Source organism: Paenibacillus whitsoniae (assembly GCF_003955665.1).
Taxonomy (GTDB): domain Bacteria; phylum Bacillota; class Bacilli; order Paenibacillales; family NBRC-103111; genus Paenibacillus_E; species Paenibacillus_E whitsoniae.
Map to the genome: position 1 here is coordinate 1 of NZ_RXHU01000080.1, position 24,586 is coordinate 24,586.

General features: G+C 52.3%; 25 protein-coding genes and 8 tRNA genes. 27 read left to right on the forward strand and 6 right to left on the reverse strand.

Annotation, left to right across the window (positions count from 1 at the left end; translation table 11 throughout):
* The first annotated feature begins 92 nt into the window (after positions 1-92).
* The 8 genes from EJQ19_RS24245 (at position 93) to EJQ19_RS24280 (ending at position 911) form a co-directional block, all read left to right on the forward strand.
* A tRNA-Ser gene (locus EJQ19_RS24245) sits at positions 93-184 on the forward strand.
* Positions 185-209: 25 nt separating this feature from the next.
* A tRNA-Met gene (locus tag EJQ19_RS24250) sits at positions 210-286 on the forward strand.
* 15 nt (positions 287-301) lie between these two features.
* Positions 302-377, forward strand: a tRNA-Val gene (locus EJQ19_RS24255).
* Between the two features lie 31 nt (positions 378-408).
* Positions 409-484: transfer RNA gene (locus EJQ19_RS24260), tRNA-Thr, on the forward strand.
* A 29-nt stretch (positions 485-513) separates the two neighbouring features.
* Positions 514-590: transfer RNA gene (locus EJQ19_RS24265), tRNA-Asp, on the forward strand.
* 43 nt (positions 591-633) lie between these two features.
* Positions 634-706 (forward strand) — tRNA-Phe (locus tag EJQ19_RS24270).
* Positions 707-746: 40 nt separating this feature from the next.
* Positions 747-828: transfer RNA gene (locus EJQ19_RS24275), tRNA-Tyr, on the forward strand.
* Positions 829-838: 10 nt separating this feature from the next.
* A tRNA-Lys gene (locus EJQ19_RS24280) sits at positions 839-911 on the forward strand.
* Positions 912-1,027: 116 nt separating this feature from the next.
* On the opposite strand, the gene EJQ19_RS24285 is transcribed toward EJQ19_RS24280, so the two are convergent.
* The gene (locus EJQ19_RS24285) at positions 1,028-1,330 is read right to left on the reverse strand and encodes an MTH1187 family thiamine-binding protein (RefSeq protein ID WP_126143832.1); all 303 of its coding nucleotides are present in this window, start codon (positions 1,328-1,330) and stop codon (positions 1,028-1,030) included.
* A gap of 219 nt (positions 1,331-1,549) precedes the next feature.
* Here EJQ19_RS24285 and EJQ19_RS32665 point away from each other — a divergent pair, with 219 nt between their 5' ends.
* The 7 genes from EJQ19_RS32665 (at position 1,550) to EJQ19_RS24320 (ending at position 8,102) form a co-directional block, all read left to right on the forward strand.
* Positions 1,550-2,401, forward strand: a complete 852-nt coding sequence (locus EJQ19_RS32665) for an NlpC/P60 family protein (RefSeq protein WP_126143833.1) — start codon at positions 1,550-1,552, stop codon at positions 2,399-2,401.
* A 116-nt stretch (positions 2,402-2,517) separates the two neighbouring features.
* Positions 2,518-3,630 carry a PucR family transcriptional regulator gene (locus EJQ19_RS24295; RefSeq protein ID WP_126143834.1) on the forward strand — a complete coding sequence of 371 codons (1,113 nt, stop codon included), beginning with the start codon at positions 2,518-2,520 and terminating at the stop codon, positions 3,628-3,630.
* A 108-nt stretch (positions 3,631-3,738) separates the two neighbouring features.
* Entirely contained in the window at positions 3,739-4,860 is a 1,122-nt protein-coding gene (locus EJQ19_RS24300; RefSeq protein ID WP_126143835.1) for an ABC transporter ATP-binding protein, read from the forward strand.
* A 171-nt stretch (positions 4,861-5,031) separates the two neighbouring features.
* Complete coding sequence (hprK, locus tag EJQ19_RS24305) at positions 5,032-5,973, forward strand: HPr(Ser) kinase/phosphatase (protein WP_126143836.1); 942 nt, start codon at positions 5,032-5,034, stop codon at positions 5,971-5,973.
* Positions 5,974-6,005: 32 nt separating this feature from the next.
* Positions 6,006-6,983 (forward strand): prolipoprotein diacylglyceryl transferase, encoded by a 978-nt coding sequence (gene lgt, locus EJQ19_RS24310; RefSeq protein ID WP_126143837.1) that lies wholly within the window; start codon positions 6,006-6,008, stop codon positions 6,981-6,983.
* Positions 6,961-7,620 carry a pyrophosphatase PpaX gene (gene ppaX, locus EJQ19_RS24315; protein WP_126143838.1) on the forward strand — a complete coding sequence of 220 codons (660 nt, stop codon included), beginning with the start codon at positions 6,961-6,963 and terminating at the stop codon, positions 7,618-7,620. Before lgt ends, ppaX begins: the two co-directional genes overlap by 23 nt.
* Complete coding sequence (locus tag EJQ19_RS24320; protein WP_126143839.1) at positions 7,617-8,102, forward strand: acyltransferase; 486 nt, start codon at positions 7,617-7,619, stop codon at positions 8,100-8,102. Before ppaX ends, EJQ19_RS24320 begins: the two co-directional genes overlap by 4 nt.
* A gap of 44 nt (positions 8,103-8,146) precedes the next feature.
* Here the strand turns inward: EJQ19_RS24320 and EJQ19_RS24325 are convergent, their stop codons facing one another.
* From EJQ19_RS24325 to EJQ19_RS24345, 5 genes are read right to left on the reverse strand one after another with little or no spacing between them, the layout of a single operon-like run.
* A complete protein-coding gene (locus EJQ19_RS24325; RefSeq protein ID WP_241243070.1) occupies positions 8,147-9,067 on the reverse strand; it encodes an MBL fold metallo-hydrolase in 921 nt (306 codons plus the stop codon).
* Between the two features lie 26 nt (positions 9,068-9,093).
* Positions 9,094-10,143: an ABC transporter substrate-binding protein gene (locus EJQ19_RS24330; protein WP_241243071.1), complete on the reverse strand. Its 1,050-nt coding sequence runs from the start codon at positions 10,141-10,143 to the stop codon at positions 9,094-9,096.
* 32 nt (positions 10,144-10,175) lie between these two features.
* Positions 10,176-10,928 carry an ABC transporter permease gene (locus EJQ19_RS24335; RefSeq protein WP_126143841.1) on the reverse strand — a complete coding sequence of 251 codons (753 nt, stop codon included), beginning with the start codon at positions 10,926-10,928 and terminating at the stop codon, positions 10,176-10,178.
* Entirely contained in the window at positions 10,861-11,700 is an 840-nt protein-coding gene (locus EJQ19_RS24340; protein WP_126143842.1) for an ABC transporter ATP-binding protein, read from the reverse strand. The genes EJQ19_RS24335 and EJQ19_RS24340 overlap by 68 nt, the downstream gene beginning before the upstream one ends.
* 26 nt (positions 11,701-11,726) lie before the next feature.
* A complete protein-coding gene (locus EJQ19_RS24345) occupies positions 11,727-12,392 on the reverse strand; it encodes a Crp/Fnr family transcriptional regulator (RefSeq protein WP_126143843.1) in 666 nt (221 codons plus the stop codon).
* 317 nt (positions 12,393-12,709) lie between these two features.
* Here EJQ19_RS24345 and EJQ19_RS24350 point away from each other — a divergent pair, with 317 nt between their 5' ends.
* The 12 genes from EJQ19_RS24350 to EJQ19_RS24405 all read left to right on the forward strand — a co-directional run bounded on the left by EJQ19_RS24350 (position 12,710) and on the right by EJQ19_RS24405 (position 24,538).
* Positions 12,710-13,879: an ATP phosphoribosyltransferase regulatory subunit gene (locus EJQ19_RS24350; RefSeq protein ID WP_126143844.1), complete on the forward strand. Its 1,170-nt coding sequence runs from the start codon at positions 12,710-12,712 to the stop codon at positions 13,877-13,879.
* Between the two features lie 19 nt (positions 13,880-13,898).
* Positions 13,899-14,537: an ATP phosphoribosyltransferase gene (gene hisG / locus EJQ19_RS24355; RefSeq protein ID WP_126143845.1), complete on the forward strand. Its 639-nt coding sequence runs from the start codon at positions 13,899-13,901 to the stop codon at positions 14,535-14,537.
* A 281-nt stretch (positions 14,538-14,818) separates the two neighbouring features.
* A complete protein-coding gene (gene hisD / locus EJQ19_RS24360; RefSeq protein WP_126143846.1) occupies positions 14,819-16,105 on the forward strand; it encodes a histidinol dehydrogenase in 1,287 nt (428 codons plus the stop codon).
* Positions 16,106-16,714 (forward strand): imidazoleglycerol-phosphate dehydratase HisB, encoded by a 609-nt coding sequence (gene hisB, locus EJQ19_RS24365; protein ID WP_126143847.1) that lies wholly within the window; start codon positions 16,106-16,108, stop codon positions 16,712-16,714. It abuts the gene before it with no gap.
* A 2-nt stretch (positions 16,715-16,716) separates the two neighbouring features.
* Entirely contained in the window at positions 16,717-17,334 is a 618-nt protein-coding gene (gene hisH / locus EJQ19_RS24370) for an imidazole glycerol phosphate synthase subunit HisH (protein WP_126143848.1), read from the forward strand.
* Positions 17,334-18,092, forward strand: a complete 759-nt coding sequence (hisF, locus tag EJQ19_RS24375) for an imidazole glycerol phosphate synthase subunit HisF (RefSeq protein WP_126143849.1) — start codon at positions 17,334-17,336, stop codon at positions 18,090-18,092. The genes hisH and hisF overlap by 1 nt, the downstream gene beginning before the upstream one ends.
* Positions 18,089-18,745, forward strand: coding sequence for a bifunctional phosphoribosyl-AMP cyclohydrolase/phosphoribosyl-ATP diphosphatase HisIE (hisIE, locus tag EJQ19_RS24380; RefSeq protein ID WP_126143850.1), 657 nt, complete (start codon positions 18,089-18,091; stop codon positions 18,743-18,745). The genes hisF and hisIE overlap by 4 nt, the downstream gene beginning before the upstream one ends.
* Positions 18,746-18,770: 25 nt before the next feature.
* Positions 18,771-19,577 carry a histidinol-phosphatase HisJ gene (hisJ, locus tag EJQ19_RS24385; RefSeq protein WP_126143851.1) on the forward strand — a complete coding sequence of 269 codons (807 nt, stop codon included), beginning with the start codon at positions 18,771-18,773 and terminating at the stop codon, positions 19,575-19,577.
* A 75-nt stretch (positions 19,578-19,652) separates the two neighbouring features.
* Positions 19,653-20,603 (forward strand): ribose-phosphate diphosphokinase, encoded by a 951-nt coding sequence (locus EJQ19_RS24390; protein WP_126143852.1) that lies wholly within the window; start codon positions 19,653-19,655, stop codon positions 20,601-20,603.
* A gap of 108 nt (positions 20,604-20,711) precedes the next feature.
* Positions 20,712-22,442, forward strand: a complete 1,731-nt coding sequence (locus EJQ19_RS24395) for a tetratricopeptide repeat protein (RefSeq protein WP_126143853.1) — start codon at positions 20,712-20,714, stop codon at positions 22,440-22,442.
* A gap of 43 nt (positions 22,443-22,485) precedes the next feature.
* Complete coding sequence (trxB, locus tag EJQ19_RS24400) at positions 22,486-23,433, forward strand: thioredoxin-disulfide reductase (RefSeq protein WP_126143854.1); 948 nt, start codon at positions 22,486-22,488, stop codon at positions 23,431-23,433.
* A 157-nt stretch (positions 23,434-23,590) separates the two neighbouring features.
* On the forward strand, positions 23,591-24,538 hold the full coding sequence (locus EJQ19_RS24405) for an ROK family glucokinase (protein ID WP_126143855.1): 948 nt from the start codon (positions 23,591-23,593) through the stop codon (positions 24,536-24,538).
* Positions 24,539-24,586 lie beyond the last annotated feature (48 nt).

The window sequence follows — 24,586 nt, forward strand, 5'->3', positions numbered from 1 at the left end:
TCGAGGGCTTAACCAAATAACAACAAACCTAAAGTTTGAACAACGTTTCGTATCTAGTTTTTAGGGAACAATATTCCTAAAGTATATAGCTTGGAGAGATACCCAAGTGGCTATAAGGGGACCCTCTGCTAAGGGGTTAGACTGCGTAAGTGGTGCGAGGGTTCGAATCCCTCTCTCTCCGCCAGTTCCAACTTATATACTTGTTTTATGGCGGCGTAGCTCAGCTGGCTAGAGCGTACGGTTCATACCCGTAAGGTCGGGGGTTCGAGCCCCTCCGCCGCTACCAATAATATTATATCATGGAGGCTTAGCTCAGCTGGGAGAGCATCTGCCTTACAAGCAGAGGGTCGGCGGTTCGATCCCGTCAGCCTCCACCACTTTCTCATAAGTGGACAACCACCTTAATACGCCGTTGTAGCTCAACTGGTAGAGCAACTGACTTGTAATCAGTAGGTTGGGGGTTCAAGTCCTCTCGACGGCACCATTTTTAATGGTTTGAATGTGATGTATTGTGGAGCCGTGGTGTAGAGGCCTAACATGCCTGCCTGTCACGCAGGAGACCGCGGGTTCGAATCCCGTCGGCTCCGCCATTCATTTCTTTCAAAACATTGGACATACTAATGACATACATATGGCTCGGTAGCTCAGTCGGTAGAGCAGAGGACTGAAAATCCTCGTGTCGGCGGTTCGATTCCGTCCCGAGCCATTTTATAGGATATTTTATCTTTGATAGAAATCCTTAATCTGGAGGCTTAGTGAAGTGGCTAAACACGGCAGACTGTAAATCTGCTCTCTCCGAGTTCGGTGGTTCGAATCCATCAGCCTCCATCCTTACTATGAGCCATTAGCTCAGTTGGTAGAGCACCTGACTTTTAATCAGGGTGTCGTAGGTTCGAGTCCTACATGGCTCACTTTTCATAAGTAGGACGTCAAAGACCTGAAGGTCTTTTTTTATTTTATCAATTCGATATATATAACGAAAGCATCCCGCGTTGGGATGCTTTTTTGTTGTTACAGGAATCAGGGATCAAGTTAGTTTACGAGCTACGGAGTCCATTTTTTGCTGCATAGATGCCGGCTTATCGCGGCGATCGTCGATTTTGATAGAGGTGGAGACACGTTGTGCACCGTTCGTGAACGGTACTTCATGCACCGCACGAATAACGTCCAACAAGCGGTCTAACGGTCCCTCGAGGATGGTGCTCATCGGTGTCATTTGAAAGGCAATGTCGGTATGACGCTCCAGTTCTTTGTGAAGATCGGCGACATAAGTGCTCAGGCTGGTGCTTTGAGTGCCTATTGGAATGATGGTGATTTCTGCAATGGCCAAGGGAGGCGCCTCCTTTAGAATAGGATGTGTTCTAATTATTTTACCATACGTGCCAATATTTTAACGTTTACGCAGCTGAAACAATTGGCATGGCTGCCAATGTCATGAGGGTTAGGAAATATTTTAGGAATGAAAGAGTTTTTATTACCATGGTAACCTATTACTTGTGAGAGGGAAGATTGGTAGAGGAACAACATTGTTAGCACTGGAGGAAAAATCATGATGAAGAAGCTTGCACGACGTACACTTGGCGTAACGATGGCGATGACGATTGCGTTATCGGCAACGACGGCTGTTTCGGCCTTTGCCGCTAATGATGACATGGACGCGGTATCGCTCGCAAAAAAAATGATCGGTGTCGATTACACGAAAGGTGCGGAAACCCCAACAGGCGGTTTTGATTCTTCCGGACTTATTTATTATGTCTTCAATACTCTCAATTATAAAGTGCCTCGCACGCTCAAAGAACAGTTTGCTTTGAACAAAACGAAAATTACGAAGATCGAGGGCGCCCAGGTGGGTGATGTCTTGTTCTTTGGCAGCGGCTCTACGCCGACGTTTGCTGGGATATATGTAGGTTCGGGTAAAATGGTCATGTCTTCCCAGAGCAAAGACGAAGTCATCACCCGGAATGTCAGCGAGCTGAAAGGGAGCTTTATTGGCGGGAGAAGCATTTTATCCAAGGATGATCGCTTGAAGGCTCAACTGATTCTGACGGCTCAAAAGTATCTCGGCGTTCCTTATGAGTTTGGCGCAGCGTATGGTCAGACGAAGACGATGGACTGCTCTTCCTTTGTAAAAACGGTGTTTGCAGCCTACGGCTACACATTGCCGCGGGTTTCCCGCGATCAGGCGAAAGAAGGCAAGTATGTCAGCAAAAGCAATCTGGAAGTCGGCGATCTGGTCTTTTTTACAACGAAAGAATCGGGCAGCAAAATTGGGCATGTGGGCATTTACGTCGGCGACGGTATGATGATTCATACGTACGGTGAAGGAGGCGTGAAGTTCACGTCAATCAATAAAGAATGGTGGGCGGATCACTATGTGACGGCTCGCAGAATTTTGAAGTAAGCGGTCAAGGGCCCTTTTGCAGGTAATGCAGAAGGGCCTTTCGATTATCAAGTAGGGGCAAACATATGCTACAATAGAAGGTAGAGAGAGAAAGCGACAGCAAGGAGTGGAGACGGATGAGTTGGGAGCAAGTCAGAGAAAGATTGGAAGCGGTTTTACAGCTGCAGGTTCACCTTACGTCGATACCGGTATCGGATTGGCAGCAGCTGGTGGCAGACGAGGGCAATCCCGAGGACCCATGCAGAAGCGCAGTGCGCGGAACGGAACTTCTTTTTTATGTATCGAAAGAGCCTAACGACATTCGTGTCATGCAAATGGAAGGCAGCAGGCTTACGGAGTCGGAGCGCAAGCTGGTGGAGCTGGCCATTGAATCCAAACAGTCGCTGGAAAAAAAACAGAGAGGCTCGTATCTGTCGGAAGACGAGCGCAAGTCGCAACAGTTGAGAGACTGGCTGCTGCTGCAGTTGGAACGTGGGACGAGTCATGCGGAAGTGCCTGATGTACTGGCCTCGCAATCTTCGCTGTACACCAATAAGATTCCTTTGCTGTTATACGGCGACTATCCGCAGAATCAGCGGGTGTCTTATACGGAGCTTAAGCGTCTGCTGGAATCGTTCTTTGAGGCGGAGATTATCCTAATCCCGCTGCTGGAGAAGGAGTGGCTGATTCTGGCCCCTGAAGCGCTGCTGACAAGTGGAAGCGAGGAACGGGAGGGCGACGAAGAGGAAAGCGTGGAGACCACGCTGGAGGCGTTAGGTGCCGGCCTCTACGAAATGCTGGCAAACGAATGGGTGGGCGAATGCCACCTTGCGATTGATTTTCCAGTGAAGCCGGCAAAGTCGCTGCTCGCGACGATTGTGAAGCTGCGGGAGACGATTATGCTGGGGCGCTCCTTCCATGTGGGGAATTTCATCCATTTAAGATGGGAACTTCGTCTGGAGAAGCTGATGCACCTGATCGACGAGGAGGAGAAATCGGAATTCCTGGAGCAGGTGCTCCGCGGCACCGATCATGCGCTGGATGCGGAGACGGTGACGACGCTTGAACAGTTTTTTGCCCTCGACTGTAATGTCAGTGAGACGGCGAAGAAATTGTATATTCATCGCAATACGCTCCTGTATCGGTTGGATAAGTTCAAAAACGAGACGGGACTTGATGTCCGGACGTTCAATCATGCGGTTTTGGTGCGTCTGGCACTGCTATTGTACAAAGTAACGAAAAGAAAGTGATTTTTTTGTAGGGATTGTGCATAGTCAGTCCGCCCATCCTGGGGTAAGATGTGTATATAACATTGATAAATGAATGTGTGAACGATAAACCGTAGGGGGAATGAAATCATGGCAGGCGTACGTTTAAACCATATCGTGAAGAAATACTCTGGTGCAGAAGAATCTACAGTTAAGGACTTCCACCTTGACATTGCAGACAAAGAGTTCGTCGTATTGGTTGGTGCTTCCGGTTGCGGAAAGTCCACAACTCTTCGTATGATCGCAGGCTTGGAAGAAATTACTGAAGGTGAACTTTACATCGGTGACCGCCTTGTAAACGACGTAGCTCCTAAAGACCGCGACATCGCGATGGTATTCCAATCCTATGCCCTTTATCCGCATATGACCGTTTATCAAAACATGGCGTTCGGTTTGAAACTTCGTAAATTCAAAAAAGCTGACATCGACGCTCGCGTTCGTGAAGCAGCAAAAATTCTTGATATCGTACACTTGCTTGACCGTAAACCAAAAGCACTTTCCGGTGGTCAACGTCAACGTGTTGCCTTGGGCCGTGCGATCGTGCGTGAGCCGCAAGTCTTCTTGATGGATGAGCCGCTTTCCAACTTGGATGCGAAACTTCGTGTACAAATGCGCGCGGAAATCACAAAATTGACAAAACGTCTTGGTGTTACAACAATCTACGTAACGCATGACCAAACAGAAGCGATGACAATGGGCGACCGTATCGTCGTTATGGATAAAGGTATCATTCAACAAGCAGCTACACCAGAAGAAATTTACAACTTCCCAGTGAACATGTTCGTTGCAGGCTTCATCGGATCCCCATCCATGAACTTCATGAACGGTACATTGACGAACGAAAACGGCGGATTGTTCTTCAAAGCCGGTTCCGTCAACGTTGAAGTTCCAGCTGGTAAAGCGCAAGTATTGAAAGATAAAGGTTATACTGGCAAAGAAGTGATTCTGGGTGTTCGTCCAGAGGATATCCACGAAGAGCCAGTATTCCTGGAAGCTTCCCCGAACACAGTATTCAACGTAAACGTTGAATTGACTGAGAACTTGGGTCACGAAATGTACTTGTACCTGAACGGGATCGGCGCTAACACAGTAATTGCGCGTGTTGACGGTCGTTCCGGTATCAAAGAAGGCACAAACGTAAAATTGGCGCTCGATATGAACAAAGTTCATTTCTTCGACAAAGAATCCACATTGTCCATCCTGAGCAACTAATTTTTCAAAATAAAGAGAAAAGGTCAGCCGGCAACGGCTGGCCTTTTCTGTGCATGTCGGAAAGTGGAGCGAATGAGTTGCTTTCGGCTGACGATTCTATTACGATGAAACTATTGGAAAAGTAAGAACGCACTATAGGATGGACATAAGCAAACTCGAAGGAGATCGGACATGGCCAAAAAACTGAAGGTTTCTGACATGGTGGAACAGTTACATATGGAGGTTCTCGCGGGCGAAGCAGGACTCAAACGTGCGATTACAACCGGTGATTTGTATCGGCCGGGTCTAGAGATGGCGGGATATTTCAACTATCATCCACGAGAGCGGATACAAATGCTGGGGAAGACAGAAATTACGTTTATGGAAATGCTTACGGTGGGTGTGCGTAGAAATCGCGTGGAGCAGTTGTGCGCCCCCGAGGAAACGCCTTGTATTATTGTTACAAGGGGCTTGGACGTGCCGGTTGAATTGCTGGAGGAAGCGACGAAACGGGATATGCCTGTTCTGCGGACGCAAATTTCAACGACGATTTTTGCGAGTCGGTTGACAGGGTACTTGGAGAATAAGCTGGCGCCCAGCACAACGATCCATGGGGTGCTTGTGGATGTGTACGGCATTGGCATGCTGATTACAGGCAGCAGCGGCATCGGGAAGAGCGAAACGGCACTGGAGCTGGTGAAGCGCGGTCACCGTCTGGTTGCGGACGATGCCGTCGAAATCCGGCAGAACGGCGATAAGGTGCTCACAGGCAACGCACCGGAGCTGATTCGATATTTGCTTGAAATCCGCGGCGTCGGTATTATTAATGTGATGACGTTGTTCGGAGCCGGGGCGATTCGCCAAGTAAAGAAGATTTCTGTCGTCGTCAAGCTGGAGAACTGGCAGCAAGAGAAACAATACGACCGTCTTGGACTGGACGAGGAATTGACCAAAATTATTGATACGGATCTTCCGCTTGTCACCATTCCGGTCAGACCGGGCCGAAACTTGGCCGTTATCGTGGAAGTGGCCGCGATGAACTACCGATTGAAGCGCATGGGCTATAACGCGGCGCTGCAGTTTACGAATAAGTTGACGGAATCGTTAAATGATGAGTATGAGGATTTCGATTGAGGTAAAGCAAAGTTCAGTAAAGGAGTGAAACTATGTTAGAAAGTGTAGCTTTTTCGTTAGGGCCGATTCACGTTCGGTGGTACGGGATCATACTAGGAACAGCGGCGCTGGTGGGCTTGATGCTGGCGATTCGTGAAGGTAAACGATTCAAGATCGTTCCTGATTTTTTCATGGATTTGCTGCTAGTGGGTGTGCCTTCGGCGATTATCGGGGCGCGTATATATTATGTAGCGTTTCAATGGAGCGACTATAAGGATAACTTATGGGAAGTTTTCATGATCTGGCATGGCGGGATCGCGATATACGGGGCGCTCATCGGAGCGATTATCGGAACATGGTTTTACATGCGAGCCAAAGGGTATAACTTCCTGCGCATTGCGGATATATTGGCGCCGGGCCTGTTGATTGGTCAAGCGATCGGCCGGTGGGGCAATTTTATGAACCAGGAAGCACACGGTGGGCCGGTAGAGGAATCCTTTTTAAGAAATACTCTGCACTTGCCGAATTTTATCGTGAACCAAATGAATATTGAAGGCACGTTTTATCACCCAGCCTTTTTATATGAGTCGGTGTGGAGCTTTATCGGCGTCCTGTTCTTAATCTGGCTTCGTCGCAGACCGTTCATGCGGGCGGGGGAAATGTTCTTTACATACTTTATCTGGTATTCCATTGGGCGGTTCTTTATTGAAGGCATTCGGACCGATAGTCTCGATTTCACAGGACCGAGCTGGCTCGCCTCATTCGTGAATGCACTGTGGTCGCCGATGAAGCTGGTCTTCGAACCGGGGGTCATGACGTATGGCGGGAATGTGCGCTTTTCGCAGCTGCTTGCGCTCCTGATTGTGGTCGGGATGGTCATTACCATTATTGTACGACGGAAGAAAGGGTACGCGGATGTTCGCTATTCGGACCCGATTGTATCAACCAAGGCGGTTGAGCGTAACAACGTAGAGAAAGAAGAGACAGAGGCACACGAAGGAGTAAACTATGATTCAAACCGTACTGTTTGATTTGGATGGCACGATTGTTGATACAAATGAGTTGATTGTTCAATCCTTTTTGCACAGCCTGGAAGGCCAGACCCCGGAACCGATAACCCGTGAGATCATCATTCCTAACATGGGGCGTCCGCTCGTGGAGCAAATGCAGATGTTTTCCGGCCGCGAGGAAGTCGAGGAGCTGATCACCAAATACCGGACATTCAACCTATCGAAGCATGATGAGTTGGTGAGGGAATTTCCGCATGTTCGCGAAGTGATGGGCAAGCTTCATGCGAGTGGGATCAAGATAGGTATCGTTACAAGCAAAATCAGACAAACGACCCTGATGGGACTGAAGCTGTGCGGCTTGGACAGTTTTGTGAGCACGATTGTGACGGTCGAGGATGTGAAAGAGCCGAAACCGAGCCCGGAGGGCATTCTTGCCGCGATGAAGACGCTGGGCGCCGCGCGGGAAACGACCATGATGGTCGGCGACAGCCACTATGATATTGAAGCCGCTAAAAATGCGGGAGTCACGGCAGTCGGTGTCTCGTGGTCGTGGAAAGGGCGCTCGTATCTCGAGAAATACGCGCCTGATTACTTGATCGACGACATGAACGAGCTGCTTCCGATTGCAGGGCTTGCGGCGGAAGTGAAGGCGGATTGAGACAAACCGAGCGCTACCCGGTCGATGGACCGAATGCTTTATGGCAGATTTACCGCACGGTCAGCAAGTGGAAGGCGGTTCGAAATTTCATTTTCATCCAGTTTACGCGCTATTGCCCGTCATTGCCGGTTAAGAACTGGATTTATCGCCATGTGCTGGGCATGAAGGTCGGAGAGCACACGGCTTTTGCCTTGATGGTGATGGTCGATGTGTTCTTCCCGGAGCGGATCTATATTGGGACGAATACGATTATCGGCTACAATACGACCATTCTGGCGCATGAGTATTTGACCAAAGAGTACCGGCTGGGCGATGTACGGATTGGCTCCAATGTGATGGTTGGCGCAAACTCGACGATTCTGCCGGGTGTGACGATTGGCGACAACGCGGTGATTGGGGCGGGCTCGGTCGTCCATAAGGACGTGCCGCCGAACAGCTTCGTGGCGGGGAATCCGCTGCAAACCATTCGTGAGGGGAAATAGAAAAGGCCGCTGCGAGCTAATACGCAGCGGCTTTTTTTATCATTTTATGAAAGATCAAACGCCATTAAATCTCGCGCCATCGTAATTCGTCCCGTGTAGATGTCCTGCATGCCTGCGATATAAGCGGCCTCAGCCTCATCAATCGCCGCGGGTGCGGGGATATGATGGGTAAGCACCAAATGGCCTACCCCTGCGGCACGAGCGATTTCTGCAACTTCCAGCGTCGTGGAATGGTACTTTGCCGGGTTGGACAGACCTACGGTCTGTTCAGGGAATTTGGCGATAAGCGCGTCTAGCCATGCCTTGTTGTAAGATTCATGTACCAGCAGATCAGCGCCTCGGCTGTAGTTGACCATATTCGCAACAGGAATCGTATCCCCCGAGATGACAACGGATTTGTTGTTGTACTCAATTTTATAAGCAATAGCGGGATCCACAGGCTTATGATCCACTTCGAAGGCTGTGACTCTAATGCCGCCATGATCATAAACAACGCCTTCATTGCTTTCAAAGTACTGGATGTCGGCACCTCTTTCAGCAGAACGGTTATAGCTGACGCGCAGATTCACATCGAAGTCGAAGGCTTCCCTCATTTTACCGATAATCTGTTTCGTCGTCGTAGGTCCATATACGTTCATAGGACCTTTCCGACCCTCAAATACGTGATCCGCCGTCACATGCGTCCGCCAGCTCGTAATAAATACGTCGAAGAAGCCGGAGTTATGATCGCTGTGATGATGGGTGAAGAAGACATCGGAAATGCGCTGCGGCATGATGCCAGCCTTAATCAACTGATCGACCGTTGCGCCTCCGCAATCGAATAACAAGGCTTTGTCCCCTGCAAGGACAGCAACGCCGGCTTTCGCTCTGCCGTAAAAAGCTCTTGGTGTACCTGTGCCAAGGATCACAACTTTGATATGCTCGTGGAAATCGGGCAATAAGTTTTCTTGCGGTTGTATAAACAAAGGGATGACCTCCTAAGCGATTACGCTTATTTTTCTTTTTTTACTTCATTTAAAAGAGTCAGATCGAGGAATGAGCTGAAATCCAGCTCGTCTTCTTTCACTTTCAAATATCCGGCGTCGAAGGAAGCCTTCGCTTGCTCCTTAATGTCCTCCAACGTAATGTCCTCGGTCAGTTTCAAATGATCAAGGGCGGCTTTAATGAGCGCAGGCTCCATGCCTTTGCCGGTAAGCTGCTTCAATTCATCGCTAATCAACGGATAGGCTTTTTCCGGGTTTTGCTGGATGAACGCAATACTTTGTTTGTTCGCCTGGACAGCCTTTTTGGCTAAATCGCGATGTTCTTTAAGGAAAGCATCACTGGCGACAAGAACGGTTAACGGGTAGTTTCCGTCTTTGGGGGGAATTTTGTTCCAATCGACGAGAATCGTACCAGAGCCCTCCTGGATGATTTGGGTTCCCCAAGGTTCGGCAATGAGAGTGGCATCAATTTCTTTCTGGCGCATTGCGACCAAAGTATCTGCTGGAGCGCGTGTCACGATTTGAACACCGGAGGTATCCATGGATACTTTGAGGCCTTGTTGTTGGAGCAGCAAGCGAAGCGATAGATCGGGAGTGCCTCCCTTGGCGGCCACGGCCACTGTTTTGCCAACAAGATCCTTCACCGACTGGATGCCCGCATCTTTCCGTACAACTAACACAGCGCCGCCATTATTGGCTCCGGCGATAAGCTTGATATTTTTGCTTTTCAAATATTGATTGATGACCGGGCCGGGCCCGACGTACCCAAGGTCGATCTGGTTCGTGGCGATGGCTGTGGCGAAGTCCGCTCCGTTGTCAAAAGCGGTGACCTCAATTTTCGTATTTGAGCCGAATTGCTGCTGAAAATAGTTGTTTTGGAGCGCGATAAAAGCTGGGGCGTGCGTAACATTTTTCAAAAGTCCAATTCTCACTGTTGTACTACCTGCGCTTGAAGCTGCTTCTTTGCTCTGTCCGCAAGCCGACAACAGCAAGACTGCCGATAATACGAGCAGCAAAATCCCATTCATTTTTTTCAAAATAATCCCGCCTTTTGGCATGCACAGTCTCCCGTAAAGAAGGGGCAGCCGTTTTATTTAGATTGAAAGCGGAGCACACTGTTGTCCTCCAGCTTTTTGAAACAAAAATGGTCTGACAGCGTGCCGATGACAGCGATGATAATCACGACACAGAGGATCGACGCCGTATCGCCAAGTCCTCGCCCATCTTGCAGCATTTGTCCCAGCCCGACTCCTTTGGCGATCAGTTCACCGGCGACAAGCGCCCGCCAGGCAAAGGCCCAGGCAACTCGTATCCCGGTGATCCAATGCGGAAAAGCGGCCGGCAGCTGCACTTGAAAGAAGAGACGGTATCCGCTGCCTGTGCCCAGCATTTGTGCAGCTCGGAGATGAATCTGCGAGATGTTCATGACACCTGTCCGCGTGGCTAAGGACATCGTCCAGGTTGCGCCGATTGCGGTGATAAAGACAACAGAGGTGTCATTCAGCCCGAACCAGATGATCGCGAAAGGGAGCCAGGCGATGCTGGGGACGGTCTGCAAGGCGACCACCAGAAAGCCAAACGTCTCGTCAATGTACCGAAAGCGTGCGAACAAATAGCCTAATATCGTTCCTAGACCGACGGAGATGACGAACGAAAGCAGCAACCGGCGAAGACTGGCGGCAATGGCGGCCAGGAGATGCCCCTCTGTAAAGCCGTCATAGAAGGCTTGGAAGGTTTGCAGTGGAGAGGGGAACTTCCACCCCCAGTGGAAAACCCTAAATCCCACTTCCCAGATGATCAGCAGCAGAACCAGAAATAGGGTTCGTCTTAAGGCGGTATTCATGGCCGAGCTCCTCTCTGACAACTTTTTCGAGCTCATCGGACAGTGCTTCCATAATGCGGTCTTCCAGCGCATGAAGGAGAGGATCGCTGCTTTGATGAGGCCGTGCTGCCTGTACCGTAAACTCCCTTTTGATCCGTCCCGGCTGTGTCGCCATGACGATGACCCGATCGGATAACAGAACAGCCTCGCGAATGTTGTGCGTAATAAACAGGATGGTTTTGCCGGTTCTCAGCCAAATGTCTTCCAGGTCTTTGTGGAGGATCAAACGCGTTTGCTCATCCAATGCGGCAAAGGGCTCATCCATCAATAAAATCTCAGGCTCCATAACCAGCGCCCTGGCAATGGCGACACGCTGCTTCATGCCCCCGGACAGCTCAAAGGGGTAGTGACCTGCAAATTTGGTTAGATGAACCGATTTGATTTGCTCTAGGGCAAGTGCATGGCGCTCTTTCTTCGATACGCCCTTTTGCTTTAATCCGAAGGCCACATTATCGAGCACGGTAAGCCATGGGAAAAGGCCATGTTCCTGAAACACAACAATGCGGTCAGACCCTGGCGCGCTCACTTCCCGTCCATTGACGGCAATCGTGCCGGCAGTCGCTTTGTCAAAGCCGGCGATCAAGTTCAGGAGCGTTGACTTCCCGCAGCCGGAAGGCCCTACGATGGAGACGAATTCCCCTTGGCCAATCGTAAGGGAAACGTTGTCCAGGGCCGAGTAGGATACGCCTTTTCGCTGAGAAAATGTTTTATTTACGTGGTTGATCGTAATCATGTTCCACCCTCCTGGCTGGTTTCGGTCTAAATGTCTGAAAAGAAACGTTGGGGATGAAGAATAACGATTCTCTTCTTGGCATAATCAATGAGCCCCCGTTCCCGCCATTTGTTAAGCGTCTCGGTAACGGTCTGCCTGCTGCAGCCAATGACGTAAGAGATTTCCTCGTGGCTAAGCGGCACTAGAATGTCGACTCTCGCCTCCACCGGCTTACCCAACTGCAGAAGGAACCAGGCAAGGCGCCAAGAGACTGGCCGGCAGATGAGCGTTTCCACCATTTTCTGCGTTTGCAGCAGTCTATGAGCGCTTAAAACAGCTAAGGAATGCGAAAATTCAGCATCCGACTTGGCCAATTCGAGAAATTTCCGCTTGTCGAGTGTGATGATTTGGCTGTCAACGAGACATTTGGCGTAGCGTTTCCGGGGAATATTGATCAACGTTTCCGCATTGCCGAAAATTTCTCCCTCATACCGAAGAAATAAAGTAATGCCTTGCCCCTCCTCAGAGGACTGAGAGATTTTGATTAATCCCGAATCCACAAAGTAAGCGCCGCGGGGGGCGTCGTTCTCTTGGAACACAAACTCATTTTTCTTAAAAGACTGGATCACCCCGTGTCTTCGAAAAGCCGCCTCCATCATCTGCTTGGAAGCATCTCTCTCGTGAAGATCAGCAAGCTCATTCCATTGGTCCATAGCAATCCCCTCTTCATGCTGTGTATCGTATCAGTTTAATGCCGAGTATTCCGATGTGTTATTTATATATTATCACAAGACTAAAGGTTAAAATGTCGGATTGCCGACAAAATGATAAATATTGATGAACGGGTATGTCATTCCTAAAGCGAATTTTGGTAAAATGACAGGACATGCCGCAGATGATTGACGCCCCCTACATAACATGTTAGAATAACCGTACATTCTTTATTTTGGTAGTATGGTAGCACATTAACGCACTAAAGTGTGGCAATAAGAAGTGCGATTCAATAGAACCTATTTTTTGAGGTGAACCGATGTCAAAGCCAAAAGTGTTTGAAAAGCCGCTAGGCTCGAAGGATTATTTGCCCGAAGCCGTTGCAAAGCTAAGAAATATTGAGTTCCGCGTGCTCGCTTGCATGGAGCGTTGGGGATACAACCAGATCATAACGCCGACACTGGAGTACTACGATACGGTGGGCGTTGCCAGCTCGACGGAGGACAAAAAGCTGTTCAAGCTGCTCGATCGCCACGGCAAAACGCTCGTGCTCCGCTCGGAGCTGACGGCGCCGATTGCGCGCGTCGCTTCTTCGTTATTGAAGGAACGTGCGTTCCCTCTTCGCTTATCTTACCATTCGAACGTATTCCGTTCGATTGAGGAAGAGGCTGGCCGGGATTCGGAGTTTTTCCAGACCGGTGTTGAGCTGATCGGCGACGCATCCTCGGAAGCGGATGCGGAGGTTGTGGCGCTCGCGATTGCTTCACTGCAAGCCGCAGGCGTAAGCACGTTCAAAATCGCGCTCGGCCATGTCGGTTTCTTGAACGGACTGTTCCAAGAAACGCTGGAAGGGTTCGCCGATGCGCAGCAGGCGCTCAAGGAGCATTTGCTGAGCCGCGACTATGTCGGTTACCGCGAAGCGATCAAGGGCTTGAAGCTGTCGGCGGACGTGGAACGCGAGCTGATCGGTGTACTGCGGCTGCGCGGCGGCGATGAGATTTGCGAGCAAGCTCGCATGGTGACACAGCATCCGATCGCGCAGGACGCGATCCGGCATTTGTGCGAAGTGTACGACGTGTTGAAAGCGTACGGGGTGAGCGAGCATGTCGTGATCGATTTGACGATGATCGGCGACTTCTCTTACTATACCGGCATGACGTTCGAAGGCTATGCCGCAGAGCTGGGCTTCCCGGTCTGCAGCGGCGGCCGGTACGATAATTTGCTGAGCCAGTTCGGGCGTCCGGCTCCGGCAACGGGGTTTGCTTTGAAGACGAACCGGATTCTGGAGGTTACGGGGAAAGACGGCGTGGAACAGCCGCGCCGCGTGCTGATCGCGTACGAAGCGGAGCAGCGCGAGAAGGCGCTGCAGCTGGCGATTTCGCTGCGCAGCCAGGAAACGGCCGTGGCAGTTACGACACAACTGCTTGGCAATGAACCAGTTTCGGAAGCCGGCTATGATGAAGTGATTCGTCTCACGGCTGCCGAGTAGGATGGAGGAGGACAGCAGGATGGAAGATATTTTAAAAGTTGCGATGCCGAAAGGCCGTATCTATAAACAGGCAGCGAAGCTGTTTCATAAAGCGGGTCTGCCGATTCCCGAGGATTTGGAAGAAGGCCGCCGTCTCATCATTCCGGTGCCGGAAGCGAAGATGGAGTTTATTTTGGCGAAACCGGTGGATGTGCCGACGTATGTGGAGTACGGTGTGGCCGACATCGGTGTCGTGGGCAAGGACGTGCTGATGGAAGAAAACCGCAGCGTGTATGAGCTGCTTGATCTAGGCATTGCACGCTGCCGCATGTCCGTGATCGGACTGCCGAATTGGGAGCAAGTGATTAACCCGCGCGTCGCGACGAAGTATCCGAATGTGGCGTCGCAGTACTTCCGCGAGCAAGGGCAGCAAGTTGAAGTGATTAAGCTGAACGGCTCGATCGAACTGGCGCCGCTCATCGGGCTTGCTGACCGCATCGTCGACATGGTGGAGACGGGACAGACGCTTAAGGAGAACGGGCTGGTGGAGCAAGCGGAGATTTTCCAAATCACGAGCCGTTTGATTGCGAACCGCGTGAGCTACCGGATGAAGAACGAGGCGATTCAGCGCTTGTGCGATATGCTGCAGCCGGTGCTTCCGACGGTGGATGCGAAGTAAGTTGGAGTCATTCATTCCTGCGATTATGCAGGAATTTCTCCTCAATCCGACATTGTGGGCTGGATTCCTGCGAAAAGGCAGGTTTTTGCTCGAACTTAGGCAAAAAGAGGGATTTCGCTTAGAAAGCCTGCGGAATTGCAGGAATTTCCCGAAATCATAGAGGAGAAGACGGAAATTCCTGCTTTTTTGCAGGTTTTGTGCTGATGGCGAGGTTCGAGCCGGTCGAGCGCCTGGAGATCAAGAACAGAGATTAAGTACGGAAAAGAGAAAGGATGAGGAAGATGCGGATTTTACCCGCCTCGGAATTTCAATTAAACCGCGAGGTTGAATACGGCTCCCCCGAGCAAAATGAATCCGTCCGCCGCATCATCGAGGAGGTGCGGCAGGACGGCGACGCCGCGCTGCGGCGCATGGCGCAGCAGTATGACGGCGTCACGGTCGGTGAGCTTCGCGTCAGCGACGAAGAGATCGAGGCGGCGTACGCCCAGGTCGACGCCGCATTCCTGGCGGCGCTGCGGCAGGCCGCCGCGAATATTCGCGCGTTTCATGAGAAGCAGAAACGCAATTCCTGGATGGACCTGCAGCCGGACGGCAGTCTGCTGGGCCAAATCATCCGACCGCTGAAGCGGGTCGGCTTGTACGTGCCCGGAGGGAAGGCAGCATACCCTTCCTCCGTGCTCATGAACGCCATCCCCGCCATCGTGGCGGGGGTCCCGGAGATCGCGATGGTGACGCCTCCGGCCACCGCGGGCGAAGAGGGCATCAACCCGCATATCCTCGTGGCTGCCGCCGAAGCGGGTGTGCGTGAGATCTATCGTGCCGGCGGAGCGCAAGCGGTCGCTGCGCTGGCCTACGGCACGGAATCGATCAAGCCCGTCGACAAGATCGTCGGGCCGGGCAACATCTACGTCGCGCTGGCGAAGCGCTACGTATTCGGCGTCGTCGACATCGACATGATCGCCGGGCCGACGGACATTGTCGTGCTTGCCGATGAGCACGCCGACCCGCAGTACATCGCGGCCGATCTGCTGGCGCAGGCCGAGCATGACGAGATGTCACCGGCGATTCTGGTGACGCCGTCCGCTGAGCTGGCGGAGGATGTGAAGCAAGAGCTGTGGCGGCAGCTGGATGTGCTGCCGAAGAAAGCCATCGCTTCCGTCTCTACGGCGACGAAAGGCGCGATCCTGCTCGTTGGCTCCCTCGAAGAGGGCGTCGACGTGGTGAACCGCCTGGCGCCGGAGCACTGCGAGCTGCTCGTGCAGGAGCCGTTCAGCTGGCTGCCGCGCATCGAGAACGCAGGCGCGATATTCCTGGGCCCGTACAGCACGGAGCCGGTCGGCGATTATTTTGCCGGCCCGAACCACGTGCTGCCGACGAACGGCACGGCGCGATTCTCGTCGCCGCTGAATGTGGATGATTTTATCAAGAAATCCAGTGTGATTCATTATAGTAAGGAAGCTTTGTTCGCGAACGGTGAGATGATTATGACCTTAGCCCGCAATGAAGGGCTGGAGGGCCATGCGCGCGCGGTTGAGGTGCGACTTAAAAAAGAAGGGAAGCTGACATAGATGGCAGAGCAGGATCAAGTTAGAACGCGTTCGGCGAGTGTTGCCCGCAAAACGAACGAAACGGACATCAAGCTTTCGTTTGATGTGGATGGCACGGGGATTTCCGAGTTGGTCACGGATGTGCCGTTTCTGAACCATATGCTGGATTTGTTCACAAAGCACGGTCACTTCAATCTGAAAGTGGACGCGAAAGGCGATATTGAGATCGACGACCACCACACGGTCGAAGATATTGGGATTTGCTTGGGGCAAACGCTGCGCGAGGCGCTCGGCGACAAACGTGGGATTAAACGTTATGCGAACGTGTTTATCCCTATGGACGAAGCGTTGGCGCAGGTTGTGATCGATATAAGCAATCGACCGCATTTTGAATACCGGGCGGAGTATCCGACGGCGAACGTCGGCAGCTTCGAAACGCAGCTGGTGCAGGAGTTCCTCTGGAAGTTTGCGCTGGAAGCGCGCATTACGCTGCATGTCATCGTGCACTACGGTCAGAACACGCACCACATGGTTGAGGCTGTGTTCAAGGCGTTGGGCCGTGCGATTGACGAAGCGACGACGATTGATCCTCGTGTGCAGGGGGTTCCTTCGACGAAGGGAGTGCTGTAAGCATGATCGCCATTATCGATTACGGAATGGGCAATTTGCATAGTGTCAGCAAAGCGGTCGAGCGGCTGGGCTATGAAGCGGTGGTGACGGGCGACCCGACGGCCATCATGGCGGCGGAAGGTGCGATTCTGCCCGGCGTCGGCGCGTTCGGCGATGCGATGGAGCATCTGCGCGAGACGGGGCTGGACGCTGTCGTGAAGCAGTATGCGGCGAGTGGTAAGCCGCTGCTCGGCATTTGCCTTGGCATGCAGCTGCTGTTCTCGAGCAGCGAGGAACACGGCGACCACGAGGGGCTGGGCTTGCTACCCGGCGCGGTGGTTCGTTTTCGCGGCGACTATAAAGTGCCGCATATGGGTTGGAACCGGCTTAGCTACAAGCAGGCGGAAAGTCCGATTTTTGCAGGCATCGAGGAAGGGCATGTATATTTCGTGCATTCCTACCATGCGAAGCCGGAGCGAGAGAGCGATCTGCTGGCGGTGACGGACTACTATCAGCCGGTGACGGCGATTGTCGGCCGGGACAACGTCTACGGGATGCAGTTCCACCCGGAGAAAAGCGGCGAGACCGGCATGAAGCTGCTGGACAATTTCCTTGTTTTGTGTAACGGAGGTGGTGCCTGATGTTAGCAAAACGCATTATTCCTTGCCTAGACGTGAAGGACGGACGTGTAGTCAAGGGTGTGAACTTCGTGAATCTGCGCGATGCCGGCGATCCGGTGGAGCTTGCAGCAATTTATGATCAAGAGGGCGCGGATGAGCTTGTGTTCCTCGATATTTCGGCGTCGGTCGAAGGGCGTGCGACAATGGTGGAAGTCGTTCGCCAGACGGCGGGCGAGATTACGATTCCTTTTACGGTCGGCGGCGGTATCTCGAGCGTAGACGATATGAAGCGCCTGCTTCGTGCAGGTGCGGATAAGATCGGCATTAACACGGCGGCTGTGCGCAATCCGCAGCTCGTTTCCGATGGCGCGCGGAAGTTCGGCTCGCAGTGTGTTGTCGTTGCGATTGACGCGAAGTTCAACGCGGAGTGGGGCGAGTGGGAAGTGTTCACGCACGGCGGACGCAATGCCACGGGGATTCGCACGCTGGAGTGGGCGAAGCGCATGGAGTCGCTCGGCGCGGGTGAAATCCTGCTGACTAGCATGGATGCCGACGGGACGAAGGACGGTTTTGATTTGAAGCTGACACGGGCGGTGTCTGAGCTATTGTCGATCCCGGTGATCGCCTCCGGCGGCGCGGGGAAAGCGGAACACTTCTATGATGTGTTCACGGAAGGCAAGGCCGACGCAGGGCTGGCGGCGACGATTTTTCACTACAAAGAACTGACCATTCAAGGGGTTAAAGATGCCCTGAAGGGCAAAGGAGTTGAGATTCGATGACATTTTCCGTCGACCAAATTAAATTTGACGCGCACGGCCTCGTGCCTGCGGTTGTGCAAGACGCGATCTCCAAAGAGGTGTTGATGCTTGCGTACATGAACAGCGAATCTTTGCAGCGCACGGTTCAAACCGGTGAGACCTGGTATTGGAGCCGTTCGCGCGGAGAGCTGTGGAACAAAGGGGCAACCTCCGGCCACACGCAAAAGGTGAAGGCGCTCCGCTACGATTGCGACGCCGATACGTTGCTCGTGCTCGTGGAACAAACGGGCGCAGCGTGCCACAACGGCACGTACACCTGCTTCACGAACAGCATTCCGGTAGAAGGCGCTGCAACAGCCGAAGCGCCAGTGGCAACAAGCAGCGACCGCTTCGCGATTCTCGGCGAGCTGGAAGCCGTCATCGCTTCGCGTGACGCCGAGCGTCCGGAAGGCGCGTATACGACGTACCTTTTCGAGAAAGGTGTCGACAAGATCTTGAAGAAAGTCGGCGAAGAAACCGCCGAAACCATTATCGCAGCGAAAAACAAGGACAACGACGAGCTTCGTTATGAAGCGAGCGATCTGATTTTCCATCTGATGGTGCTTTTGCGTGAGAGAAAGCTGCCGCTTGATGAACTGATGAGAGAACTCGACCGCCGTCATGTTAAAAAATAAAGAAAACGACCTGGAGTGAATCACGATGTTGATTGATTATCATACACATCATGTACGCTGCGGTCACGCCTCCGGGGAACTGGAGGATTACGTCAAACGCGGCATCGAGATCGGGCTCACGCAATTGGGGCTGTCGGATCATATGCCGCTTTTGCATGTGGACCCGCAAACGTATTATCCGGAGATGGCAATGCCGATGGAGGAGCTGCCCCGGTATGTCGAAGAATGTCTGTATTTGAAGGAAAAATACAAGGATCACATTGATATTCGCGTCGGCCTGGAAGGCGACTATATCGAGGGTTACGAGAAAGAAATCGCGGCGATCATTAACGCGTATCCTTGGGACTATGTCATCGGCTCGGTGCACTTTCTGGGCGAGTGGGATATTTCGGATTTTCGGCAAACGGGGAACTGGGAAGGCAAGGATATTTTCGCTGTTTATACCCAATACTACGAGGCAGTGAAGAAAGCGGCGCGCTCCGGGATGTACGACTATTTGGGCCACCTGGATATGATTAAGCGCTTCGGTTATGTGCCTGAGCAAGATACATGGGAATTGGAAAAAGCGGCCCTGGACGCCGTCAAGGAAAGCGGCATGGCGATTGAGCTGAACGCCTCCGGACTGCGCCATCCGTGCAAGGAGATGTTCCCCAGCGAGCGGATGCTGCGGTATTGCCAGGAAGTGGGGATTCCGGTCACGCTGGGTTCCGACGCCCACCAACCGGAGCGGCTGGGGCAATATTTGGATGAAGCGAGAGCGCTGCTAAAGTCGCTTGGATTTAACGAAATAGCCACATTTGCGGGGCGAAAACGCCTTCTTGTGACTTTTTAAATTCGACACGTTTCATGTATAATAAATCAGTAAGCATAATTTTATTTAATGAACCTTCGGAGGTAACCATTAACCATGTATAGCGACAATGTTAAAATCTTTTCCGGATCTTCCAATCCGAAGCTTGCTGAACGTATTTGTGATGAGCTCGGCCAGCCGCTGGGACAAATCAAATTATCCCGATTCAAAAGCGGTGAAATTTACTGTCTGTACGAAGAAACGATTCGTAACTGTGACGTATTTCTGGTGCAAACCTTCTCTCATCCGATCAATGAGCATATGATGGAACTGCTCGTCATGATGGATGCAGCGAAAAGAGCCTCCGCAAGAACGATCAACCTTGTCATTCCGTACTATGGTTACTCGCGTCAAGAACGTAAGGCTGCTCCGCGTGAGCCGATTTCGGCGAAATTGGTAGCGGACCTGTTCAGCGCTGCAGGCGCAACGCGTGTGGTTACGATCGACCTGCATGCCCCGGCGATTCAAGGCTTCTTCAACATTCCGGTGGATCATTTGACGGCGCTGGATTTGATCAGCGATTTTATCAAGAAAAAGAATTTGCCGAACCCGGTTATCGTCTCTCCGGATGCGGGACGTGCGACGACGGCTGAGAAAATGGCCAACATTCTCGACGCGCCTTTCGCGATGATGATCAAGAAGCGTCCTGAGCACAACGAATCCGTGATCACGCACGTGATCGGTGATGTTGCCGGCCGTACGCCGATTATCATTGAAGATTTAATCGATACGGGCACGACCATCGTGAACGTTGTGGAAAGCTTGAAGGAAAGAGGCGCGCTGGACGTATATATCTGTGCGACGCACCCTGTGTTCTCCGGTCCGGCTTTGCAGCGTTTGGATCACCCGAGCATTAAAGAAGTCATCATTACGGATTCCATTGCGATTCCGGATGACCATTCCGATAAATTCAGCGTGCTGTCCGTAGCGCCGTTGCTGTCCGATGCCATTCGCATTATCAATGACGGCGGGTCGCTGTCCTCACTTTTCAAATACGGCGGCGTATAGAGGCAGCTTAAATAAGCAGTCCATTCATTCCCTTTGGATAATGTTTTTGGCTTCCGAGCGATCTATGGTATAATTTGAGCGTAATCAAATTGCCGGAGGTGTCTTGCTATGGAAAAGAAACAGCGTTTATCCAAAGCGCCACAACCCAAAGTCATTTCAATCAACATGGATGCCGCATTCTTTTTCGAGAGAGCGGTTCAATCGTTGGATCGGTTTCACTATGATAAGGCATTGAAATATTTCCGGCGGGCTGCGGAGTTCGAACAGGATAACCCTGTGAACCACTGCAATCTGGCAGGGGTTCTTTCCGAAGTAGGCAACTACGATGAGTCGAACCGCATTTTAAAGCATATCCTAGATACGATCGATCCCGAGATGACGGAATGTCACTTTTATATGGCGAACAACTATGCCAACATGGAAAATTTCGAGCAGGCGGAGCAAGCCTTGGTTCGGTATTTGGAGAGCGACCCGACAGGGCAGTTCATCGACGAATCCGAAGAAATGATGGAGATGCTTCGCTACGAGCTTGATCGACCTGCCCCTCTCACTAGCATCAAGAGTCGAGAAGGGCTCTTCGAGCATGATAAAGCGCGTGCCTTATTGGAAGAGGGGAAATTCGCCGAAGCGGTTCGGGCGCTGGAGGATCTGGTGGTGAAGAAGCCGGACTTTACCGCCGCCCGGAACAACTTGGCCTTGGCTTATTATTATATGGGTCAATTCCAGAAAGCGATGGAGACCATTCAGGAAGTGCTCGTCTACGAGCCGGGCAATCTCCATGCACTGTGTAATATGGCCATTTTCCATCAGCATTTTGGGAATAAAAAGGAGCTCGCCGCACTCACGGACCAGCTTTGCAAAATGTATCCGCTGCAAGAGGATCACATGTTCAAGCTGGCGACGACGATGGGCATACTGGCAAAGCATGAGAAAGCATACCATTTGTTCCGGCGCTTGCTGAAATCCGGCGAGGGTTCGCAAGATCCGAGCCTGTATCATTATACGGCGGTGGCGGCGAGCCATATCGGACGCTTCGCGGAAGCGTACCGCTACTGGCGGCAAGTGCAGAAGCTCGACCCGGGCACGGAGGTCGCCAAGTTCTATCTGGAGCAGCTGCGCACGCGCGAGCAGGCGACGACCCCGCTGACGTGGAGCTATCACTATCACCTGCCGTTTGAAGAGCAGTTCCGCGTCCTGGAGAAGTCGTCGCAGGGCATTCCGGAGCAGCTCAAACGCGATCCGCTGGTACGTTCTTCGTTCTTCTGGGCTTTGCGGCACGGCGATATTGAAACGAAGCTGCAGGTTATCCAGGCGTTCAGCTATATTGCCGATAATGAAGTTCGCGAGGCCTTGCAGGATTTTATCCTGGACAGCGAAGAGGACGATTATTTGAAAAAGGTCGCGATCTTTGTCCTCCGCAGCATGGGTGTACGGGATTCGCTGCCGGCGTTCCTCGAGAATGAGGAACGTATGGTGGAAGCTTCGCCGTATGCACCGCATCTTCCTTTCTGGGATGCCGGTTGGCAGCGGGTGATGGAAACCGCGCTCACGCATATGCATAAGCGCTACGATATGGTGCAGCAGTACGACCTTGAGATTCTGTGGGTCGAGTTCTTGACGAAGTCATTCCCGAAGGCGCCGAAAATCCAGAAGCCGGAAGGCTGGGCAGCCGCGTTGGAATACCTGATCGCCAAGATGCACCGCCGTGCGATTTCCTATCAGGAAGTCGCGGAACGTTACGGGGTAACCGTGTCCACTGTCAGCCGTCATGTGAAGCTCATGGACGATACGTGCGGCTTGCGTGAGAAGATGGACGCGATTTTCAATAAATTTATTTAAGACAGAGAGCTTTCTGAGGAAAGCGCGTAGGAGGGAAAATCATATGTACAAATCAGTTGTCGTAGGAACAGGACCATCCGGATTAACAGCCGCTATCTACTTGGCGCGCGCAAACCTCAGCCCGCTTGTGATCGAAGGACCGGAGCCAGGCGGCCAACTTACCACCACGACCGAAGTTGAGAATTTCCCAGGATTTCCGGAAGGCATCATGGGCCCTGAGCTGATGGACAATATGCGCAAGCAAGCTGAACGTTTCGGCGCCGAGTTCAAAACAGGCTGGGTCAACTCCGTAGAACTTACGAACCGTCCGTTCAAACTGCAGGTCGAAGGTCTGGGCGAGGTTGAAACAGAAACGCTGATCATCTCGACAGGTGCATCGGCAAGGCTGCTCGGCATTACGAACGAGAAAGAAAACATCGGACGCGGCGTCAGCACTTGCGCGACGTGCGACGGTTTCTTCTTCCGCGGCAAAAAGATTGTCGTGGTCGGCGGCGGCGACTCCGCGATGGAAGAAGCGAACTTCCTGACGCGCTTCGCTTCCGAAGTTCGTCTGGTGCACCGCCGCGACGAGCTGCGCGCTTCCAAAATCATGCAGGACCGCGCACGCGGCAATGAGAAGGTCAAATGGGCGCTGAACAACACGCCGCTTGAAGTCGTTGCTGGCGAGAAGGGCGTTACCGGCCTGAAAGTGAAGAACAATACGACCGGCGAAGAGGAAATCATCGAGACCGATGGGATTTTCGTAGCGATCGGCCATACGCCGAACACGAAGTTCCTCGGCGGTCAGATCGATACCGACGAACAAGGCTACATTATCGTGAAGCCTGGCACGCAGCAAACGAACATCCCTGGCGTTTTCGCTTGCGGCGATGTGCAGGATACCAAATACCGCCAAGCGATTACCGCGGCGGGAAGCGGCTGCGCAGCCGCTTTGGAAGCTGAGAAATTCCTCGAGGGACACATCGTGCACGACTGGAGTCAAACGCTGTAAGATCGCCGAATTGCCGGCAGACGTGGAAGGCTAAGCTTTCCACGTTTTCTCTTTTCTAGGCGTTGTTTGAATCTTGACCTGCCCTCGGGCTTGTCTTATAGTGGGAAAAGGAGTATTTGTCCGAAAATTTTAAGATTATGCATGAGGTGACCTTGTAATGTCCAATCAAATTTATATCGGTGTCGATTTAGGCGGAACCAACATTAAGGTAGGGCTGTGCGATGAACAAGGCAATTTGCTGAAAACGTTGGAAGGCCCTACATCCCCGGAGCTTGGCGCGGAGTCCGTTCTTGAACGCATTGCGCAGTACGTGCGACAAATCGTCGAAGAATCGGAATTTTCCTGGGATCAAGTGGCGGGAATCGGTGCTGGCTTGGCCGGATTCATGGACATTCCAGAGGGATTTGTCAAATTTTCGCCGAACCTGCAGTGGCATAACGTACCGGCGAAGAAGACGCTGGAAACGTTGCTCGGCAAAACAGTGAAAATTGACAATGATGCCAACGTAGCTGCGCTGGGAGAAGCATGGGCGGGAGCTGGAGCAGGCGAGAAAAATGTCGTATGCTACACGCTGGGAACCGGTGTAGGCGGCGGCATCATCATCGACGGCAAAATCTATCAAGGCTCTGCCGGCATGGCGGGCGAGCTGGGTCATATGGCGATCGTGCCTGACATCGAGGCGATTCAATGCGGCTGCGGCCAAATGGGCTGCCTGGAAACGGTTTCCTCCGCGACAGGTATCGTGCGCATGGCAAAGGAAGCGGTAGAGCGCGGCGAGAAAACGTCGTTGGCCCTGCATGAAAAGATCGAAGCGAAGCATGTCTTCGACGCGGCGAAGAGCGGAGACGAAGTTTCGCTGCGCATCGTCAACCGTGCGGCTTACTACCTGGGCCGTTCGATGGCTGCGCTTGCGGTTGTGATTAATCCGAAGCGCTTTATTATCGGAGGCGGCGTGTCGAGAGCGGGCGAAATTTTGTTCCAGCCGATTCGCGAAACGTTTAAGAAATATACACCGGAAGCTGCGGCGGAAGGCGTGGAAATCGTAGCGGCAACACTGGGTAACGATGCTGGTGTTGTAGGTGCGGCTGGATTGAACTTGCGCTAGCAGGAAAGCTCGCGTTCCGTCTCAGCGCGTATCGGGCGCGAGAGGAAC

Excerpts from the sequence above, each read along its gene's own strand:
- hisF (WP_126143849.1), top strand. The coding sequence starts at position 17,334 with ATGTTAGCAAAACGCATTATTCCTTGCCTAGACGTGAAGGACGGACGT.
- hisD (WP_126143846.1), top strand. The coding sequence starts at position 14,819 with ATGCGGATTTTACCCGCCTCGGAATTTCAATTAAACCGCGAGGTTGAA.
- EJQ19_RS24405 (WP_126143855.1), top strand. The coding sequence starts at position 23,591 with ATGTCCAATCAAATTTATATCGGTGTCGATTTAGGCGGAACCAACATT.
- EJQ19_RS24295 (WP_126143834.1), top strand. The coding sequence starts at position 2,518 with ATGAGTTGGGAGCAAGTCAGAGAAAGATTGGAAGCGGTTTTACAGCTG.
- trxB (WP_126143854.1), top strand. The coding sequence starts at position 22,486 with ATGTACAAATCAGTTGTCGTAGGAACAGGACCATCCGGATTAACAGCC.
- ppaX (WP_126143838.1), top strand. The coding sequence starts at position 6,961 with ATGATTCAAACCGTACTGTTTGATTTGGATGGCACGATTGTTGATACA.
- EJQ19_RS24390 (WP_126143852.1), top strand. The coding sequence starts at position 19,653 with ATGTATAGCGACAATGTTAAAATCTTTTCCGGATCTTCCAATCCGAAG.
- EJQ19_RS24300 (WP_126143835.1), top strand. The coding sequence starts at position 3,739 with ATGGCAGGCGTACGTTTAAACCATATCGTGAAGAAATACTCTGGTGCA.
- hisG (WP_126143845.1), top strand. The coding sequence starts at position 13,899 with ATGGAAGATATTTTAAAAGTTGCGATGCCGAAAGGCCGTATCTATAAA.
- hprK (WP_126143836.1), top strand. The coding sequence starts at position 5,032 with ATGGCCAAAAAACTGAAGGTTTCTGACATGGTGGAACAGTTACATATG.
- hisH (WP_126143848.1), top strand. The coding sequence starts at position 16,717 with ATGATCGCCATTATCGATTACGGAATGGGCAATTTGCATAGTGTCAGC.
- EJQ19_RS24395 (WP_126143853.1), top strand. The coding sequence starts at position 20,712 with ATGGAAAAGAAACAGCGTTTATCCAAAGCGCCACAACCCAAAGTCATT.
- hisB (WP_126143847.1), top strand. The coding sequence starts at position 16,106 with ATGGCAGAGCAGGATCAAGTTAGAACGCGTTCGGCGAGTGTTGCCCGC.
- lgt (WP_126143837.1), top strand. The coding sequence starts at position 6,006 with ATGTTAGAAAGTGTAGCTTTTTCGTTAGGGCCGATTCACGTTCGGTGG.
- EJQ19_RS32665 (WP_126143833.1), top strand. The coding sequence starts at position 1,550 with ATGATGAAGAAGCTTGCACGACGTACACTTGGCGTAACGATGGCGATG.
- hisJ (WP_126143851.1), top strand. The coding sequence starts at position 18,771 with ATGTTGATTGATTATCATACACATCATGTACGCTGCGGTCACGCCTCC.
- EJQ19_RS24340 (WP_126143842.1), bottom strand. The coding sequence starts at position 11,700 with ATGATTACGATCAACCACGTAAATAAAACATTTTCTCAGCGAAAAGGC.
- EJQ19_RS24330 (WP_241243071.1), bottom strand. The coding sequence starts at position 10,143 with ATGCCAAAAGGCGGGATTATTTTGAAAAAAATGAATGGGATTTTGCTG.
- EJQ19_RS24335 (WP_126143841.1), bottom strand. The coding sequence starts at position 10,928 with ATGAATACCGCCTTAAGACGAACCCTATTTCTGGTTCTGCTGCTGATC.
- hisIE (WP_126143850.1), top strand. The coding sequence starts at position 18,089 with ATGACATTTTCCGTCGACCAAATTAAATTTGACGCGCACGGCCTCGTG.
- EJQ19_RS24345 (WP_126143843.1), bottom strand. The coding sequence starts at position 12,392 with ATGGACCAATGGAATGAGCTTGCTGATCTTCACGAGAGAGATGCTTCC.
- EJQ19_RS24350 (WP_126143844.1), top strand. The coding sequence starts at position 12,710 with ATGTCAAAGCCAAAAGTGTTTGAAAAGCCGCTAGGCTCGAAGGATTAT.